The sequence below is a fragment of the Streptomyces sp. 378 genome, from assembly GCF_030124145.1.
In the GTDB taxonomy this organism is placed as follows: domain Bacteria; phylum Actinomycetota; class Actinomycetes; order Streptomycetales; family Streptomycetaceae; genus Streptomyces.
The window spans coordinates 1-16,175 of the sequence record NZ_JASKMS010000045.1 but is presented as its reverse complement, the minus strand read 5'-3'; the positions used below and the strand labels follow the sequence as shown (position 1 = coordinate 16,175).

Genomic DNA, 16,175 nt, shown 5'->3' with positions numbered 1-16,175 from the left:
CCCCGGCTCGTCTGCCAGAGGCCCGGCCGTCTGCTCAGGTCCGCAGCGGCGGGGACGGTTCGGCGATCGTCGCCCGGCACGCGAGAGGCGATCAGGTGCGCCACGCCTGCCCGCTGTGCGACATCAGCCATGGTCGGCGGCCGCAGCGCTGGCTGGGCCATGGCCGCACCTCCTTGGCGATTGTCCGGCGGCAGGACTGGAACGTGTTGGGCTTACGGGGGCTACGGGTGACCGCTGGTTGGCGTGGCGGGATGTTCTCGGTGCGCTCGAAGGCGCAGTCCGTTTCCGGTGATCGCGGGTTCTGCTCAACCGGCCGCGGAGGTCTGCTGTGTGCTCGGGTGTGCCACGGCCGTACTCCTGACGCATCGTGTGAATGCGGTGGTCATCATGGCGTTCTTCCGTTCCCGCTGGTCAAGGGGTTGCGCGAAAGCAGGCCATCACGTTTGGGTAACGCGGTGCGGTGGAGGGCGCCGCAGGCCCGTCATCCGGCCCTGAGGTCGCTCGGCTGCCTCGCTCCCATGGCCGACGCCGCGACTGGTCCGAGCGGTCGGGCTTGTTCGGTACTTCGGACATTGTTCGAAAGGTATTGACGCCGACTCACGGCCCCCTTCAGACTCACGCCGCGACGTCCAACGGCGGAATCGTGCATGCCGACCGGGCCTCGCCGCCCTCCCTCCTCAGGCATGTCTTCTTCCAGGGATGTGAGCCCATGCCCAGCGTCGGACCTCAGGGCCGCCGAAGAGCCCGGCCGGCCGTTCTGACCGCCGTGGCCGCCGCCGTCTCGCTCCTGGTGGGCGTCGTCGGCCCGTCGGCCCCCGCCCAGGCCGCGGAGATCACCGACGGCCTGGCCCTCTGGTACAAACTCGACGCCACCTCGGGCACCGTGGCGGTGGACGCCTCCGGCAACGGACGCGACGGAACCGTCAACGGAACCGCGGGCTGGTCGGGGACGGAAGGGCTGACGTTCAACGGCTCCGACACCTACATCAAGGTGCCGGACAACATCATGAGCGGCATGAGCTCGATCACCGTCTCGATGGACGTGCGGATCGACGCCGCCCAGGCCACGCCGTACTTCCTCTACGGTTTCGGCAACACCAGCGACGGCGCCGGCAACGGGTACCTGTTCGCCACCGGCAACTCGCTGCGGACCGCCATCGCCTCCGGAGACTTCTCCACAGAGCAGAACACCAGGACGGCCGCCGCGCTGCCGCGCTCGGTCTGGAAGCACGTCACCTACACCCAGACCGGTACCACGGGCGTCCTCTACCAGGACGGCGTCGAGGTGGCCCGCAACACGTCGGTCGGCATCACCCCCGGCTCCATCGGCTCCGGCACCACGACCGCCGACTACATAGGCAAGTCGCTCTACAGCAGTGACAGGCTCTTCCAGGGCAAGATGCGCGATTTCCGGGTCTACGACCGCGCGCTGACACCCGGCGAGGTCCTCGAAGTCAGCGGGAACACCACGGGCATCGCCGCGGTCACCCACCCCTCCCTGAAGATCGCCGCCCTCGTCGACGACGCCAACAGCAGGATCACCCTGCCGATGGAGGAGGGCACGGACCTCACCGCGCTCGCCCCGCAGTTCACCCTCGCGCAGGGCGCGGCCATCAGCCCGGCCTCCGGCACCCCGCGCGACTTCACCGACCCGGTGACGTACGAGGTGACCGGCTCCGACGGCGCCAAGCGCACCTGGACGGTCACGGCGCAGGTCATGCGGAGCCCGGTCCTTCCGGGGCTCACCGCCGACCCGAACATCGTCCGGTTCGGCGACACCTACTACGTCTACCCGACCACCGACGGCTTCGCGGGCTGGAGCGGCACGCGGTTCAAGGCGTACTCCTCCAAGGACCTGGTCCACTGGACGGACCACGGCGTCATCCTGGATCTCGGCCCGGACGTCTCCTGGGCGGACAGCCGCGCCTGGGCGCCGACGATGACCGCGAAGAACGGCAAGCACTACTTCTACTACTCAGCCGACACGAACATCGGCGTCGCGGTCTCCGACTCGCCCACCGGCCCGTTCACGGACCCTCTGGGCAAGCCGCTGATCACCCGCGGCGCCTACGCCGGCCAGATGATCGACCCGGCGGTCTACACCGACGACGACGGCCAGTCCTACCTCTACTGGGGCAACGGCCACGCCTACGTGGTCCCGCTGAACGACGACATGGTCTCCTTCGACCCCGCGAAGGTCACCGAGATCACTCCCAGCGGCTACAACGAGGGCGCCTTCGTCATCAAGCGCCAGGGCACCTACTACCTCATGTGGTCGGAGAACGACACCCGCGACGAGAACTACCGCGTCGCCTACGCCACCGGCGCCTCGCCCACCGGCCCCTGGACCAAGCGGGGCGTGATCCTGGAGAAGGACCTCTCGCTGGGCATCAAGGGCCCCGGCCACCACTCCGTGGTGCAGGTACCGGGCACGGACGACTGGTACATCGCCTACCACCGCTTCGCCATCCCCGGCGGCGACGGAACCCACCGCGAGACCACCATCGACAAGCTGCAGTTCGACACAGGCGGCCTGATCAAGAAAGTCGTTCCCACTCTCAGCAGCATCGCCCCGGTCTCCGGCGGCGTCACCCTGCCGACCAACACCACCCGCGCGCTCCAGTCCGTCAACTTCCCCGGCCGCTACGCCGTCGTCCGCTCCGACAGCCTCGGCTACCTCGACCCGGTGACGTCCTCCACCAGCACGGCGGTCAAACAGAGCGCCACCTTCACCGTCGTCCCCGGCCTCGCCGACGGCAGCTGCTACTCGTTCCGTGACTCCTCCGGTCGCTATCTGCGCCACAAGGACTTCCGGGTCCGCTTCGACCCGAGCAACGGCACGACGCTCTTCAACCAGGACGCCACCTACTGCGCCCGGCCGGGATCGGCCACCGGCTCGGTCAGCCTGGAGTCGCACAACTACCCCGGCCGCTACCTCCGCCACTACAACTACGAGCTGCGCGTCGACGCCTATCAGGACAACGCCACCTTCCGCGCCGACAGCTCCTTCAGGGCGGTCAGCCCCTGGGCCTGATCCGCCGGCTGGGGATTGCCGCAGAAAGAAAGGAAAAGCCCTATGTCCGTGCTTGTCTCCCGGCTGGCGGCGCTGTTGGTCGCCCTCGGTCTGCTCTTCACCTCCCAAACGCTGACCACAGCCCAGCGGGCCGTGGCCGCCGATCCGGGCTACCTGATGGTGCACTTCACCGGGGAGGGCTCGACCAACCAGCAGATGTACCTCTCACACAGCACGGACGGGCTGCACTGGAACGACCTCAACGGCGGCGGGATGGTGCTGCGGTCCACGGTCGGAACGAAGGGTGTGCGCGACCCCGCGTTCGTGAGATCCCCCGACGGCAGCAAGTACTGGATCATCGCGACGGACCTGTGCATCTCCTGCGGGCAGACGTGGAGCAGTTCCCAGACCAACGGCAGCCGTAACCTCGTGGTGTGGGAGTCCTCCGACCTGGTCACCTGGTCGCAGCCCCGGCTCCTCAACGTCGCCGACGCGATCCCCGGTGCCGGCAACGCGTGGGCGCCGGAGGCGATCTGGGACCCGGCGAGCAATGACTACATTCTGTACTGGGCGACGAACGCGCCGCTGAACGGCGTGACGAAGCACCGCATCTACTACGCCCGCACCTCGGACTTCCGCAGCATCACCACTCCGCAGGTCTACATCGACCGGCCCGGTAGCCAGGGCATCATCGACACGCAGATCATCGAGGTCCCGTCGGGCGTGGGCAACTACCGCTACGTGCGAGCCTCCGGCGACGGGCAGATCACGCTGGAGGGCGGCAACTCGATCCTGGGGACGTGGACCCACCTCGGTAACCTCTCCGGTGTCGGTCTGTCCGGCTCGCAGGTCGAGGGACCGATGTGGATGAAGTTCAACGGCACCGACCAGTGGGCCCTCTACCTCGACCAGTACGCCACCGGCGGCGGTTACATGCCGGTTCTGACGAGCGATCCGTCCAACCCGGCCGCCTACCAGAAGCAGGCGTCGAGCAGCTACAACATGGGCGGCACGAAGAAGCGGCACGGCTGGATCATGAACCTGACGGCCGCCGAGGAGAGCCGCGTGCTCGCACGCTGGCCCAACACACCGGCCAACCGGCTCCAGTCGTTCAACTACCAGGACCGGTACGTGCGGCACTCCAACTTCGACGTGCGCATCGACCAGAACGTCAGTACCAGCCCGGACTCCCAGTTCCGGATCAGGACCGGCCTCGCGGGCACGGGTACCGTCTCCTTCGAGTCGGTGAACTTCCCCGGGTACTTCCTGCGGCACTCCAACTTCGACTTCCGACTCGCTTACAACGACGGCAGCAGCCAGTTCGCCCAGGACGCGACCTTCCGCCGGGTCGCGGGGCTCGCCGACTCCACCTGGTCGTCGTTCCAGTCCTACAACTACCCTGACCGCTATATCCGCCACTACGCGTTCGAACTGCGGCTCGACCCGATCGCCAACGCGACCGGGCGCGGCGACGCCACCTTCCGCGTGACGAGCTGACCCACACCGCCAACGCCGGTGCCCTCTCCACCCTCCCCGCACGCAACAGCGGCGGGGTGGCCGGGGAGGGCACCGGCATGCCCGAGCGGCAAGCCACCCGGCATCCCGGCCCTCTTCCAGGGCGACCCGGTGCGAACCGAGCCCGGGGGAACCGATGAGGGCCGACTTGCTGCTCGGAATCAGACGAGCCGCGGCCTGCCCCGTGCCGGAGTCGGAAACCTCCGCAGGACACGCACCACCCAGCCGATCTGACCAAGCCCTACTGGCTAGGAGGCGGTCACGGTGGGGTAGTCCGTGTATCCCTCGGCGTCACCGGCGTAGTACGTGTCGTGGTTGCCGGTGGCAAGAGGATGACCGTGGGTGAGCCGGTCGACGAGGTCCGGATTGGCGATGAAGGGGGCGCCGAAGGAAACCGCGTCAGCCAGCTCTCGTTCGAGTAGCTCGTTGCCGCTCGCCTGCGTGAAGCCGAGGTTGGCGATGACGGCGCCGCGGTAGTGGGCGCGATAGCGGGTGAACGCGGTGAACGTGTTGTCGGTGCCCGAGTCGGGTTCCGGGCCCAGGAGGTGGAGATAGGCCAGGTCGCCGTCGCTGAGTCGCTTGAGGAGAAGGTCGTAGTCGGCCAGCACCTCGGCGTCCGCGACGAAGGCAGGCCCGCGGTTCCAGTAGGGGGAGAGTTTGATGCCGACGCGGTCGCTGCCCCACACGCCGCTGACGGCATCGATGACGTCGAGGAGGAACTGCGCCCGCTTGTCACTGCTGCCGCCGTAGGCGTCGGTGCGCTGGTTGAGGCGGGGGTTGAGGAACTGGGCCACGAGGTGCGATGCCTGCGCGTGGATCTCCAGGCCGTCGAAGCCGGCGCGCAGGGCGTTGGCCGCGGCCTGCCGGTACGTGCCGATCGTGGTGGCGATCTCCGCTGCGGTCAAGGCGCGGGGTGTGACCGTGTCCTTCGGGCCGTTCGGGGTGAAGGACGTCTCTTGGGGATTGATCGCCGAAGGGCCGGCGGGGAGCCGGCCTCCGTGGTGATCGGGGTGGGAGGCGGCGCCGACGTGGCCGATCTGCGAGACGATCCTCCCTCCCGCGGCGTGCACGGATTCGGTGACCTTGGCCCAGCCGGCGGTCTGAGCGTCCGTGTAGATGCCGGGGACGTTGATGAAGCCGATCGCGTCCGGGCTGACCCAGGTTCCTTCGCTGATGATCAGGCCGGCACCGGCGCGCTGCGTGTAGTAGGTGGCGTGCAGGGCTGTGGGGGCCAGTTCGGCATTGGTGGCCCGGGCTCGCGTCATGGGAGCCATGACGACGCGGTTGGGCAGTTCGAGCGCGCCCAGGCGAACGGGCCGCAGGAGGGGCTGGGTGCCAGTGGTCGAGGTCGGGTCGGACATGACTATCTCTTTCGTGAGGAAAGGCGCTCCTCGCGGACACGTGGAGCACCAGCAGGTGGGTGGGGTCAGTCCTGCTTGAGGGCGTGGAGCCCGCCCCTTCGCGCGGTGCATCGCACCCGATCCCCGCCACGAGGCCGGGCGCCAGGTGCTGTTCCTCGTCGGCGACGACGCGGACGCCAAGAACACCGTGAAAGGCCTGGGCAGGAGTCGTGGCTGCCGCGCGTGCGCCGAGTCCCTCACCAGCGGAGCCAGGGAGGCGGGTCCCCGGCTGTTGCTGAGCACGACCTCGTGCCCGTGGCGGATCGCGTACCGGGTCATGGCCTGGGCGATGGTCCCGGCTCCGAGCGTTCCGACCTTCATCGGGCGGCCCCGAGCCCGGAGTCGGTCGCCCCTGGTGTGGTGAGCAGCACGGTTCCGCTCTTGGCCGGGCGGCGGGCGTGCTGAATGGCCGTCTTGAACTCGGCGAGGTCGTAGCCGGCCGCGACCTCGAGCAGGTCCGGTGTGTTCCGTGCCAGGTCCCATGCGAAGCCGACGTCCTGGGCCCGCTCCTCCTGCTCCCGCCAGTCGTCGTCGCAGGTCGGGACGACGGGCAGCGTGGGGTACCGCGTTCGCACCCTCTGGGCACCGGTTTGGCTGCGTACGAGGTTGATCAGGGGCAGGTCGTGCCGGACCGCGGCCGCGCTGACCAGACGGCCGACGGAGGAACCGGCGGCCGTCTGGACGACAGAGCCCTTCTGCCCGCGCAGGGCACTTTCCAGCGCGCGGTACAGCATGAGCAGCGTCAGCGGATTGACCAGCATCAGGGCCGCGGTCTCGTCGCTGACCTCGTCCGCCACCGGCACGGCCCAGTCGGCTGCGACCACGACGGACTCGGCCCACGTCCCCGGCGCCGGGAAGACGGCCACGCGTTGACCGGGACGCAGCGGGTGCACGTCCGCCCCGGCGCTCTCGACGACGCCCATCCCCTCCACTCCGGGGATCCGGGCCTCCGGCTGCCGTTCCGTGGGCCCCGCCCGTGCCTCAACACCGGCCAGGTCGCCCGGATGGACGGGCCGCACCAGCATGCGGACCAGGACCTCCCCGGCGCCGGGACGCGACCGATCGGGCCGTTCTCGCAGCGTGAGTACCTGTGCGGGTTCCCCTTGCCGGGTGTGCATCACAGCGCGCATGGCTCCTCCATCCGCCTTTTAATGATGACCAACATCAAAACAATGATGAGGGGTAACCTTGAAACGGTCAATCACAGTCCGATGCCGGAGGGCGGGCATGCCGCGGATCACCAGGGAAGACAAGGCCAGGAATCGGCAGAACATCGTCGAGGCGGCCGGGCGCATGTTCCGCGCACAGGGCATCGACGCCGTCGGGATCGCAGAGCTGATGAAGGAAGCGGGCCTGACCCATGGCGGCTTCTACAACCACTTCGCGTCCAAAGACGATCTCGCCGCCGAGGTGTGCAGCGCCTCGTTCGCGGCGTCTCTGGGCGTCCTGGAACAGGCTGTCGCGGAAGGGGGCGATCCCGCCGGCTCACCGCTGAGGCGAGTGGTGGACGACTATCTCTCGGTCGCCCACCGCGACGCCCCGGACGGCGGCTGCCCCTCCGCCTCCCTGGTCACCGACGCCGGACGGCACAACGACACGATCCAGCGCGCGTACGCGGCCGGCGTGGAGGGGTATCTGGCGGGCTTCGCCGCGGAGCTGGCCCGTGAGCAAGACGAGGAGAGCACTCCAGACCAGGTCCGGGACCGGGCCGTGCTGTTGCTCAGCACGCTGGTCGGGGCGATGGTGCTCGCCCGAGCGGTGCGCCACGTCCAGCCCGAACTGTCCGACGAGATTCTGCGGACCTGCCGCGCTCACGCCCTCGACTGATCAGCTTCAGTGGCACGGCCACGGCCACGGCAGCGTGCCAGGACGCTGCCCTGGAACCGGGTCACCCGTGGACCGGGTGAGGGTGGCTGCGCGGTGGAGTGCGGGCTGGCCGGTAGGCAAGACAGGCAGCAGCACGGGTGCACGCCCGTGACGTCGCTCCGTGCGCGCGGTGCGCCTTTCGTGCTCCGCGTCCCACGGCACCGCGACCACGCGCGGTGCCGTGGAACGCCGGACGGCTCAGCCGAACAGCGCGTCGTACACGTCGCTCTGCCAGTAGGTCACGAAGGCGGAGCTGTTGAAGTACGTGCCACCGTCGGGCAGGTTCAGCGTCGCGGCGTTGCCGACCGAGCCGTTCGCCTCCCTGTTGGCGAAGGACACGCCCAGGGTCTTGGCGGTGTGACCGCTGTGGCCGTCGGGGGAGGAGGTCCCGATGCCGGCGTACCCGGACTCTCCGGGAGCCAGCGTCACGACGGCCTGGGGCTTGCTGGACTCCAGCCACTGGAGGGGAGCCTGGGCGCCGACGCCGGCGCCCAGGTACGGCGCGTAGTAGAGGTTGCAGGGCTTGGTTCCGGTGTTGGTGGCTGTGAGCAGCAGGTGGTTGATGGGCCGGCGGACGTCCTCGACGGTCAGCTTCGTGTTCTCCGTGGTGCAGGCGGCCTTCGTCGGGGTGGTGGCCGAGGCGGTGTGGGCGGTGGCCTGGACACCGACGAGTGCGAGGGCGGCGGCGACCAGGGAGGAGGCGGCCACGCGGGTGGTGGAGCGACGTGCGATACGCATGGGTGAACTGCTTTCTTCTGAGATTCAGGATCCGATTGATGGTTGCCGGCCAGTCAGATTCGCGGCCGAAAAGGGAGGTTGCGATCCGCATCACCGCCCTTGAGCCGGGCGGCGTGCTTGGATGACCCAAGCCTGTGCCACGCTCCGTCCCAGTCGCCATTCCAACCGGACCTTTTGGAACGCTGGGATGGCGGCATTGGCTCTGAACAGGGGGAATGTCCCATGCGTGGGATGTCGAATGAGACGGAGGACCGGTGGGGGCGGCTGAGGAGACAGCTGATTTCGCGGCGCTTCTACGCGAGTTGAAGCAGCGTTCCGGGCTCAGCTACGAAGCTCTGGCCAAGCGGGCGCACATGAGCACGTCGACGCTGCACCGCTACTGCAAGGGGGAGGGGGTGCCTGCCGACTACGCGTCGCTCTCGCGCTTCGCGCGGGTGTGCAAGGCGACCCCGCAGGAAGTGGTTGAACTGCACCGTCGGTGGGTCATGGCCGACGCGGCACGGGAGCGCTCCCGGCGAGCCGGGGCGGACAGGGCGGAAGGGGCGCCGGCGTCCGCGGGCCGGGACCGCGTGGCGGAACCCCGCTCCGAGCCGGAGGGTGCATCGGGAGCGAGAGCGGGATCCGGAGCGGGAGCCGGGGCCGACTCCGAGCCGGCCGTCCTGCCCGGGTCTGCGGCGGCTGTGGTGCCGGGGACCGGGGACGGCGCCGTGCCGGTGTCCGGGGCGGGAGTTGCCCCGGGGTCGAGGGTTGAAGTCCTGCCGGAGTCCGGGGCCGCCGATGCGTCGGAGCCGGGGACGGCGGACGTGCCCGGGCCCGTATCGGGGACCGGGGACCTGACCGGAACCGGGGCGGAGTCGTCGGCGGAGGTGGGGGTGCCAGGGCGGTATGCGGTACCGCGCCGCTCCTTCTTCCGGAAGCGGCGGGTCATGGTCGCCGCCAGCACCCTCGCCGTGGTCGCCCTGACGACGGCGGTTCTGGAAACCATCGACGCCGGCGCGTCCCCGGGCGGCCGACCGCGGGCCGCGACCCAGGCCACCGATTCCTGGGAACCGCGCGAGGTGGCGTCCCCGCCCACGTCCCCCTCCGCGCGGCCGAGCCGGTCGCCCGCCTCGAAGTCGCCGAGCGCGAATCCGTCGGCGTCGTCGGCGACGACGGGTGGCGGTGCCGCCGCGGCCCCGGACCGCGCACCGGACGCCGCCCCGGACGATGACTCCGTGCCGCTGACGGTGAGCGCGCGAGCCCACGACTGGGAGGACTACTGCGGGACGCACTACCTGGTCGACCGGCCACCCTCTCAGGTCCCCCTGCCACCGTCGACGCTGCAGGACGCCGCGAAATGGGCGAGCGACGCCGGCGCCGTCTCCTCGGGCAGGCATCGTGTGTCGCTGACCGTCCAGGGCACCGGGGACAAGGCCGTCGTCATCACATCGCTGCATGTCCGCGTGGTCGGCTCGGGCGCGCCCTTGGACTGGAACGCGTTCGTGATGGGGGTGGGCTGCGGCGGAGGGATCGAACCCAGGGAGTTCGGGCTGGACTTCGATTCGCCACGGCCCACCGTGCGGCCGAAGGGGGGCCAGCGCGGCTTTCCCTACAGCGTCAGCCAGTCCGACCCGGAGGTGCTGTACATCACCGCCCACACCAGCAGCCGCGATGTGAAGTGGTACCTGGTGCTGGAGTGGAGCAGCGGCGGCCGCCAGGGAACGATAGAGATCAAGGACGGCGGAAAACCTTTCCGCACCGCTTCCATGACGGGCCGTCCCCTCTATGGCTACCTGCCCGGCAGCACCGAGTGGGAGAAGCAGCAGCCGTAGCCGTAGCCGTCACCGGGCACGTCGGCGCCGCAAGCCGTGGGCCGGCCGGCCGGGAAGTCCGGCCGGCCCACTGGCGTGCTCGCGGTCCTCAGGAGAAGGGCACCGCGTCCGCGGCGGAGCTGTGCCAGTTGGTGACGACCGGTTTATCGGCCGTGAACGGGCCGACCCACAGCGAGACCGGGTTCGGGTCGTCGTCGCCGATCGCGACGACAAGCGTGCGGCCAGACCATCTTCGGCGGCTGACGGCACCGGAGACCGGCACTGACGGAACAGCGGGTTCGTCCACATCGAGCGAGCCCTGGTGGAATAGACCGCCGAGGGCTCCGAGTTGGACGCCCTGGTCAGGGGGCGCTGATTGATGACCGGTGCCGGTTCGATCACGCGGCGGTCGGACCGACTAGTTCGGACAGGACGTCTTCCATGGTGACGAAGCCGATGACGGTGCCCTTGTCGCCGGTGACGGCGGCGAGGTGCGTGCCGCCTGCTCGCATCGCGGTGAGGGCGTCGTCGAGCGGGGTGTCGATCTGCACGCGGGTGATGGGGTGCAGGGCGGTTCGGGGGAAGGGCTTGTGCCGTTCGGGTACGCCGATGGCGTCCTTGATGTGCAGGTAGCCCATGATCGTGCCGCCGGGGCCCACCACGGGCATCCGGGAGTAGCCGGCACCTGTGGCCGCCTTCTCCAGCTGGGCTGGGGAGACGCGGTGATCGACCGTGCTCATCTTTGCCAGCGGTACCAGGACCTCGCCGACCGGGCGGGTGCCGAGCTCCAGGGCGTCGCGCAGCCGTTCACCGTCGGCAGGGTCGAGCAGGCCGGCCTGGCTGGAGTCGGTGACGAGGCGGGCGAGTTCGTCGTCGGTGAAGACGGCGGAGACCTCGTCCTTGGGTTCGACCTTCAGCAGGCGCAGCAGGGTGTTGGCGAAGGCGTTGATGCCGAAGATGACGGGCTTGAGCGCGCGGGTGAGCGCGACCAGCGGCGGGCCGAGCAGCAGCGCGGTGGGTGCGGGGGCGGCCAGGGCGATGTTCTTGGGGATCATCTCGCCGAAGAGCATGTGCAGGTACGTCGCCAGGGTCAGTGCGATGACGAAGGCAATGGGGTGGATGAGTCCCTCGGGTACGCCGATGGCGTGGAACGGCGGCTCCAGCAGGTGGGCGATAGCCGGCTCGGCGACCGCGCCGAGGACGAGGGAGGAGACGGTGATGCCGAGCTGGGCGGTGGCCATCATCGCCGACAGGTGTTCGATCCCCCACAGCGTGTTCCGGGCGCGCCTGTTGCCGGCCTGGGCCTTGGGTTCTATCTGGCTGCGGCGTACCGAGATCAGGGCGAATTCGGCGCCGACGAAGAAGGCGTTGGTCACGAGGGTCAGGGCGCCGATGAGTAGCTGGATGGTGGTCATCGGGTGATCTCCTGTCCGGCGCGGTCCGCTGCGGGGGCGGTGAGGATGAGGCGGTCGGCGCGGTGGTGGTCGACGTCGAGGACGGTGATGTCCCATCCGTCGAAGTGCACGGTGTCTCCGGGTTCAGGGATGCGTCCGAGGAGGGTGGCGGTCAGGCCGGCGAGGGTTTCGTACGGGCCGTTCTCGGCGTTCAGGCCGATCTCGGCGAGCTCGTCGGTGCGGATGCTTCCGTCGGCTTCCCAGACCCGGCGGCCGTCTTCGGCGGGCCTGGGAAGCAGGTCGGGGGCCTCGTCAGGGTCGTGCTCGTCGCGGACCTCGCCGACGACCTCTTCGATGATGTCCTCGACGGTGGCCACGCCGGCGGTGCCGCCGTACTCGTCGATGACCACGGCCATGGTGCGCTCCGCGCGCAGCCGGCCCAGGAGTGTGTCGACGGGCAGGCTGTCGGGCACCAGCAGCGGCGGCGTGGTCAGGTCGGTGACTTGCGTGCCGTCGCGCTTGTCCTCGTCCAGGGCGAGGACGTCACGGATGTGGAGGGTGCCGATGATCTCGTCCAGGCTGTCGCGGTAGACGGGGAAGCGGGACAGACCGGTGGCGTGGGTGAGGTTGACCGCGTCCGCGGCGCTGGAGTGGGCTTCCAGGGCTTTGACGTCCACCCGCGGGGTCATGACGTTCTCGGCCGTCAGCTCCCCCAGGTGCAAGGTGCGCACGAACAGCTCGGCGGAGTCCTTCTCCAGCGCGCCCTGGGCGGCCGAGTGCCGGGCGAGGGCCACCAGCTCCTCCGGGCTGCGGGCGTGGGCGAGTTCCTCGGCCGGCTCCAGGCCGAAGCGGCGCACGAACCGGTTGGCGGTGTTGTTCAGGTGCTCGATGAAGGGCCCGAAGACGGCGGTGAAGCCGCGCTGCGGGGTGGCGACGACCTTGGCCACGGCCAGCGGCCGGGAGATCGCCCAGTTCTTCGGCACCAGCTCACCCACCACCATCAGCACCACCGTGGACACAGCGACGCCGAGGACGGTGGCGACGGTGGAGGCCGCGGCACCCAGGCCGATCGCGGTCAGCGGGCCGCGCAGCAGCGTGGCCAGGGACGGCTCGGCCAGCATGCCGATCACCAGCGAAGTCACCGTGATGCCCAGCTGGGCACCGGAGAGCTGGAAGGTCAGCCGCCTGACCGCCTTCAGGGCGCTGTCGGCGCCACGCTCACCAGCCTCGGCGGCGCGCTCGAGGTCGGCGCGCTCGACCGTGGTCAGGGAGAACTCGGCCGCGACGAACACCGCGCACGCGAGCGTCAGCGCCAAAGCGAGCAGGAGCAGCAGCAACTCGGTCACCGCGCCACCCCCCGTTCGCAGCTCGTCGGGCGGGGTATGGCACGGCTCGTACTGGGAGGTTCACCCATTGCGGGTCTGCTGCTCCTTCATCACTCACCCGCCCCCGAGCGCGGGGACGGAACGTCTTTCGGCGGGAGGGGAAGTCTCCCTCACCCCACGGTAAAGGACCGGTGAAACTCCTTTGAGGCGGCTGGTCGCGGTGTGTTTCCGGACTTTTAACGCTCCGGTGGCCGGGGAACGTGCCGCGACCCGCCGGTCCGGCCCTATGCTTCTACAGTCGTGTAGAAAACGCGAGGGACGGTTGGGTTATTCCCGGCCGACCCTGGGTGCACACATGCCAGCCGGGAGGCGGTGAGCGGTGAATGATGAGCGGTCGACCGGCCCTCGCGGGCGACCGGCGCCGCCGCAATCCACCGCGCCGTGCCCGGCCGGCCGGTCCTGCTCAGGTGGCTCCTCGTCGGCACGACACCGGTGTTGTCGCTTCAGGCGGCGACTGCGCGGCCCGGCGGGGCCGCGAACCCCTGGTTTAACCCGTTATCGGCCTGGGAGGGCTTACGTGGCTTCGATCGATCTGGACAAGGTGCTGGACAAGGCGTGGGCGGACAAGCCGCTGAACGAGATTCTCGCCGCCCCCGTCGCGGCGCTGAAGGGGGTGTCCGACCGTGATGGCGAGCTGCTGAAGGAGGCGTTCGGCGTCACCACCGTCGGCGGGCTCGCCGAGCTGAAGTACGTCCGCTGGGCTCAGGCGCTGGCCGCGCTGGATGCGGCGAAGTAGTCACCATTCTCAGGCGGCGCGGTGCCGAGGGCCCTTGAGTTGAGAAGCCCGTGGCACCGCGTCCCGCAGATCTAGCACATGAAGGAGTGAACGCCGCGATGGTGTTCAAGAAGTTGCTCGGCGCGCTCGGCGTGGGCGGCCCCACCGTGGACACGGTCCTTGACTCAGGCGCAGTCCTGCCTGGCGGCAGCCTGACGGGCCAGGTGCGTCTGAAGGGCGGCAGCGCCGACTTCGACATCGAGCAGATCACCCTGGAGCTGGTGGCCCGGGTGGAGGCCGAGCAGGAGAGCGGTGAAGCCGAGGGCGTGGCCGCGTTCGGCCGGTTCACCGTCGCCGGCGGCTTCCGCCTGATGGAAGACGAGCAGCGCAGTGTTCCGTTCACGGTGGCGCTGCCGTGGGAGACGCCGATCACGGAGCTGTACGGGCAGGCGCTGGGCATCGTGCTCGGCGTGCGCACCGAACTGTCGGTGGCCGGCGCGAAGGACAAGGGCGACCTTGACCCGCTCACCGTCGCCCCGCTGCCCGTGCAGGAGGCGGTCCTCGAAGCCCTGGGCCAGCTGGGCTTCGGTTTCAAGACGACCGACCTGGAGTACGGGCACATCCGCGGCACCGGCCAGCAGCTGCCGTTCTACCAGGAGATCGAACTCGCCCCCGCACCGCAGTACGCACACGCCATGCGGGAGCTGGAGGTCACCTTTCTGGCCAACCCCGGCGGCATGGAAGTCGTCCTGGAGGCCGACAAGCCCGGCGGGTTCTTCGCCGGCGGCCACGACGTCGTCAACCGGCATGTCGTCAGCCACGACGGCGCCGACCAGCGCGACTGGAACACCGTCGTCGACGCCTGGATCCGCCAGATGGTCGCCAGCCACGGCCACCACAGCGTCCCCGCCCCCTACGGGCACGCAGACACCCCCTACTCCCACGGCCACCACGATGATCACCATGGCGGTCACCGCTCCGGGCCTGGCATGGGCACCGCCGTCGCCGCGGGCGCGGCCGGACTCGCCGTCGGCGTGGCCGGCGGCTTCGTCGCCGCCGAAGTCGTCGACGAGGTCGGCGACTTCTTCGAAGGCGACGACGAGGACGACGAAGGCTGACCCCCACCACTCACCACGCCTACACCACGCACGGGTCCGGGCCGAGCAGCCCCCCGGGTCCGGACACCGCACAACGAAGGAGCTGACCGTGGCCCTGTGGGACCGCATCCGGGAATCCGCATCGACGATGCAGACCCAGCTGATGGCGAAGAAGAACGACCTCACATCCGGCGCCTTCCGCGACGCCTCCATGGCGATGTGCGCCCTTGTGGCCGCCGCCGACGGCACCATCGACCCCGCCGAACGCCAACGCGTGGCACAGCTGATCGCCACCAACGAGGTGCTGCAGAACTTCGACGCCGACGACCTGCGCCGACGCTTCGAGGACAACCTGGCCAAGCTGACGGCCGACTTCGCCTTCGGCAAGGTCAGCGTGCTTCAAGAGATCGCCAAGGCCAAGAAGAAGCCCGCCGAGGCCCGCGCCGTCATCCAGATCGGCATCGTCATCGGCGGCGCCGACGGCGACTTCGACAAGACCGAACAGGCCGTAGTCCGCGAGGCGTGCTTCACCCTCGACCTACCGCCCCACGAATTCGACCTGTAGCCGTACACCGCGCCGGCCACGTGCACGGTGCGTGAGCACACGGCGGGCGGGCACCAGAGTAGCGAAGGACTTCGAGGAAGGGACGGCATGGAGATCTCCGGCATCATCACCGCCATCATCATCGGCGCCATCATCGGCGTGCTGGGCCGGCTTGCCCTGCCCGGCCGCCAGCACACCGGCATCTTGTGGACCATCGCCGTCGGTATCGTCGCCGCCCTGATCGGCACCGCCATCGCCGCTGGCTTGGGCGTAGCCGACACCGGCGGCATCGACTGGATCGAACTGGCCATCCAGATCGCGCTCGCCGCAGGCGGCGTCGCCGCCGTCGAACGCCTCAAAGGCCGCTGACCACAGCCCACCAGCGTCTCCTTCGGGCCGCCCGGTAGTTCCCGGGCGGCTCTCGCACACCCAACTTCGCACCATGGCTCGCTACCGCCGGCGGGCCGGTCAGCGGTCCCCTGCGCCCGGGCGGCCGACCGTTCGCTGCGGGTGAGCGGCAACCCTGGGTACGCCAGTGTGAAGCGGGAGCCACCCGGTAAGAGAACGCTCACCACCTTCCGCGACCGCAACGACGAAGGGCTGCCGTGCTCACCCTGCTGACCGATCTGTGGCCGTTGACATGGAGCGTGGGAGTCTTCCTTGTGGCCACAGCCGTGACCGTGGTGTGCAGCATCCGGCTCGCAGGGCTGGGTGACAC

General features: G+C 69.5%; 14 protein-coding genes and 2 pseudogenes. 10 read left to right on the top strand and 6 right to left on the bottom strand.

All coding sequences use genetic code 11. The features are described from left to right. Window positions 1-760 precede the first annotated feature (760 nt). The 3 genes and pseudogenes from QNO09_RS36750 to QNO09_RS36740 form a co-directional block, all read left to right on the top strand. A pseudogene (locus QNO09_RS36750) lies at window positions 761-2,581 on the top strand (family 43 glycosylhydrolase); the annotation flags it as partial. Further along, window positions 2,567-3,034, top strand: coding sequence for an AbfB domain-containing protein (locus tag QNO09_RS36745; RefSeq protein ID WP_283974593.1), 468 nt, complete (start codon window positions 2,567-2,569; stop codon window positions 3,032-3,034). The pseudogene QNO09_RS36750 and the gene QNO09_RS36745, both read left to right, overlap by 15 nt. A gap of 42 nt (window positions 3,035-3,076) precedes the next feature. After that, window positions 3,077-4,510: a glycoside hydrolase family 43 protein gene (locus tag QNO09_RS36740; protein WP_283974576.1), complete on the top strand. Its 1,434-nt coding sequence runs from the start codon at window positions 3,077-3,079 to the stop codon at window positions 4,508-4,510. A 266-nt stretch (window positions 4,511-4,776) separates the two neighbouring features. On the opposite strand, the gene QNO09_RS36735 is transcribed toward QNO09_RS36740, so the two are convergent. Beyond that, entirely contained in the window at window positions 4,777-5,889 is a 1,113-nt protein-coding gene (locus QNO09_RS36735) for an alkene reductase (RefSeq protein WP_283974575.1), read from the bottom strand. A 356-nt stretch (window positions 5,890-6,245) separates the two neighbouring features. Beyond that, window positions 6,246-7,058, bottom strand: a complete 813-nt coding sequence (locus QNO09_RS36730; protein ID WP_283974574.1) for an alcohol dehydrogenase catalytic domain-containing protein — start codon at window positions 7,056-7,058, stop codon at window positions 6,246-6,248. Window positions 7,059-7,155: 97 nt separating this feature from the next. Between QNO09_RS36730 and QNO09_RS36725 the strand changes: the two genes are divergently transcribed. Then, window positions 7,156-7,755, top strand: a complete 600-nt coding sequence (locus tag QNO09_RS36725; protein ID WP_283974573.1) for a TetR/AcrR family transcriptional regulator — start codon at window positions 7,156-7,158, stop codon at window positions 7,753-7,755. A 237-nt stretch (window positions 7,756-7,992) separates the two neighbouring features. On the opposite strand, the gene QNO09_RS36720 is transcribed toward QNO09_RS36725, so the two are convergent. After that, window positions 7,993-8,532 (bottom strand): DUF4232 domain-containing protein, encoded by a 540-nt coding sequence (locus QNO09_RS36720; protein WP_283974572.1) that lies wholly within the window; start codon window positions 8,530-8,532, stop codon window positions 7,993-7,995. A gap of 254 nt (window positions 8,533-8,786) precedes the next feature. Between QNO09_RS36720 and QNO09_RS36715 the strand changes: the two are divergent. Together QNO09_RS36715 and QNO09_RS36710 are read left to right on the top strand one after the other, a co-directional pair. After that, a pseudogene (locus tag QNO09_RS36715) lies at window positions 8,787-8,942 on the top strand (helix-turn-helix domain-containing protein); the annotation flags it as partial. Window positions 8,943-9,404: 462 nt separating this feature from the next. Further along, window positions 9,405-10,343: a transcriptional regulator gene (locus tag QNO09_RS36710; RefSeq protein ID WP_283974597.1), complete on the top strand. Its 939-nt coding sequence runs from the start codon at window positions 9,405-9,407 to the stop codon at window positions 10,341-10,343. Between the two features lie 88 nt (window positions 10,344-10,431). Here QNO09_RS36710 and QNO09_RS36705 read toward each other — a convergent pair whose 3' ends face one another. The 3 genes from QNO09_RS36705 to QNO09_RS36695 all read right to left on the bottom strand — a co-directional run bounded on the left by QNO09_RS36705 (window position 10,432) and on the right by QNO09_RS36695 (window position 13,062). Then, window positions 10,432-10,629: a hypothetical protein gene (locus QNO09_RS36705; RefSeq protein WP_283974596.1), complete on the bottom strand. Its 198-nt coding sequence runs from the start codon at window positions 10,627-10,629 to the stop codon at window positions 10,432-10,434. A 91-nt stretch (window positions 10,630-10,720) separates the two neighbouring features. Next, window positions 10,721-11,737 (bottom strand): hemolysin family protein, encoded by a 1,017-nt coding sequence (locus tag QNO09_RS36700; RefSeq protein WP_283974571.1) that lies wholly within the window; start codon window positions 11,735-11,737, stop codon window positions 10,721-10,723. Further along, window positions 11,734-13,062 (bottom strand): hemolysin family protein, encoded by a 1,329-nt coding sequence (locus QNO09_RS36695; RefSeq protein ID WP_283974570.1) that lies wholly within the window; start codon window positions 13,060-13,062, stop codon window positions 11,734-11,736. The genes QNO09_RS36700 and QNO09_RS36695 overlap by 4 nt, the downstream gene beginning before the upstream one ends. A 556-nt stretch (window positions 13,063-13,618) precedes the next feature. Here QNO09_RS36695 and QNO09_RS36690 point away from each other — a divergent pair. The 4 genes from QNO09_RS36690 (at window position 13,619) to QNO09_RS36675 (ending at window position 15,826) form a co-directional block, all read left to right on the top strand. Continuing rightward, window positions 13,619-13,837 (top strand): hypothetical protein, encoded by a 219-nt coding sequence (locus tag QNO09_RS36690; RefSeq protein ID WP_283974569.1) that lies wholly within the window; start codon window positions 13,619-13,621, stop codon window positions 13,835-13,837. A 98-nt stretch (window positions 13,838-13,935) separates the two neighbouring features. Next, the gene (locus tag QNO09_RS36685; protein WP_283974568.1) at window positions 13,936-14,934 is read left to right on the top strand and encodes a sporulation protein; all 999 of its coding nucleotides are present in this window, start codon (window positions 13,936-13,938) and stop codon (window positions 14,932-14,934) included. A gap of 88 nt (window positions 14,935-15,022) precedes the next feature. Further along, complete coding sequence (locus QNO09_RS36680; RefSeq protein WP_283974567.1) at window positions 15,023-15,478, top strand: tellurite resistance TerB family protein; 456 nt, start codon at window positions 15,023-15,025, stop codon at window positions 15,476-15,478. An 87-nt stretch (window positions 15,479-15,565) separates the two neighbouring features. Next, window positions 15,566-15,826, top strand: coding sequence for a GlsB/YeaQ/YmgE family stress response membrane protein (locus QNO09_RS36675; RefSeq protein WP_283974566.1), 261 nt, complete (start codon window positions 15,566-15,568; stop codon window positions 15,824-15,826). The last annotated feature ends 349 nt before the right edge of the window (window positions 15,827-16,175 follow it).

Bases quoted from the DNA above. Each gene is read 5' to 3' on its own strand.
- QNO09_RS36740 (WP_283974576.1), top strand. From the start codon at position 3,077: ATGTCCGTGCTTGTCTCCCGGCTGGCGGCGCTGTTGGTCGCCCTCGGT.
- QNO09_RS36675 (WP_283974566.1), top strand. From the start codon at position 15,566: ATGGAGATCTCCGGCATCATCACCGCCATCATCATCGGCGCCATCATC.
- QNO09_RS36685 (WP_283974568.1), top strand. From the start codon at position 13,936: ATGGTGTTCAAGAAGTTGCTCGGCGCGCTCGGCGTGGGCGGCCCCACC.
- QNO09_RS36735 (WP_283974575.1), bottom strand. From the start codon at position 5,889: ATGTCCGACCCGACCTCGACCACTGGCACCCAGCCCCTCCTGCGGCCC.
- QNO09_RS36700 (WP_283974571.1), bottom strand. From the start codon at position 11,737: ATGACCACCATCCAGCTACTCATCGGCGCCCTGACCCTCGTGACCAAC.
- QNO09_RS36730 (WP_283974574.1), bottom strand. From the start codon at position 7,058: ATGCGCGCTGTGATGCACACCCGGCAAGGGGAACCCGCACAGGTACTC.
- QNO09_RS36720 (WP_283974572.1), bottom strand. From the start codon at position 8,532: ATGCGTATCGCACGTCGCTCCACCACCCGCGTGGCCGCCTCCTCCCTG.
- QNO09_RS36725 (WP_283974573.1), top strand. From the start codon at position 7,156: ATGCCGCGGATCACCAGGGAAGACAAGGCCAGGAATCGGCAGAACATC.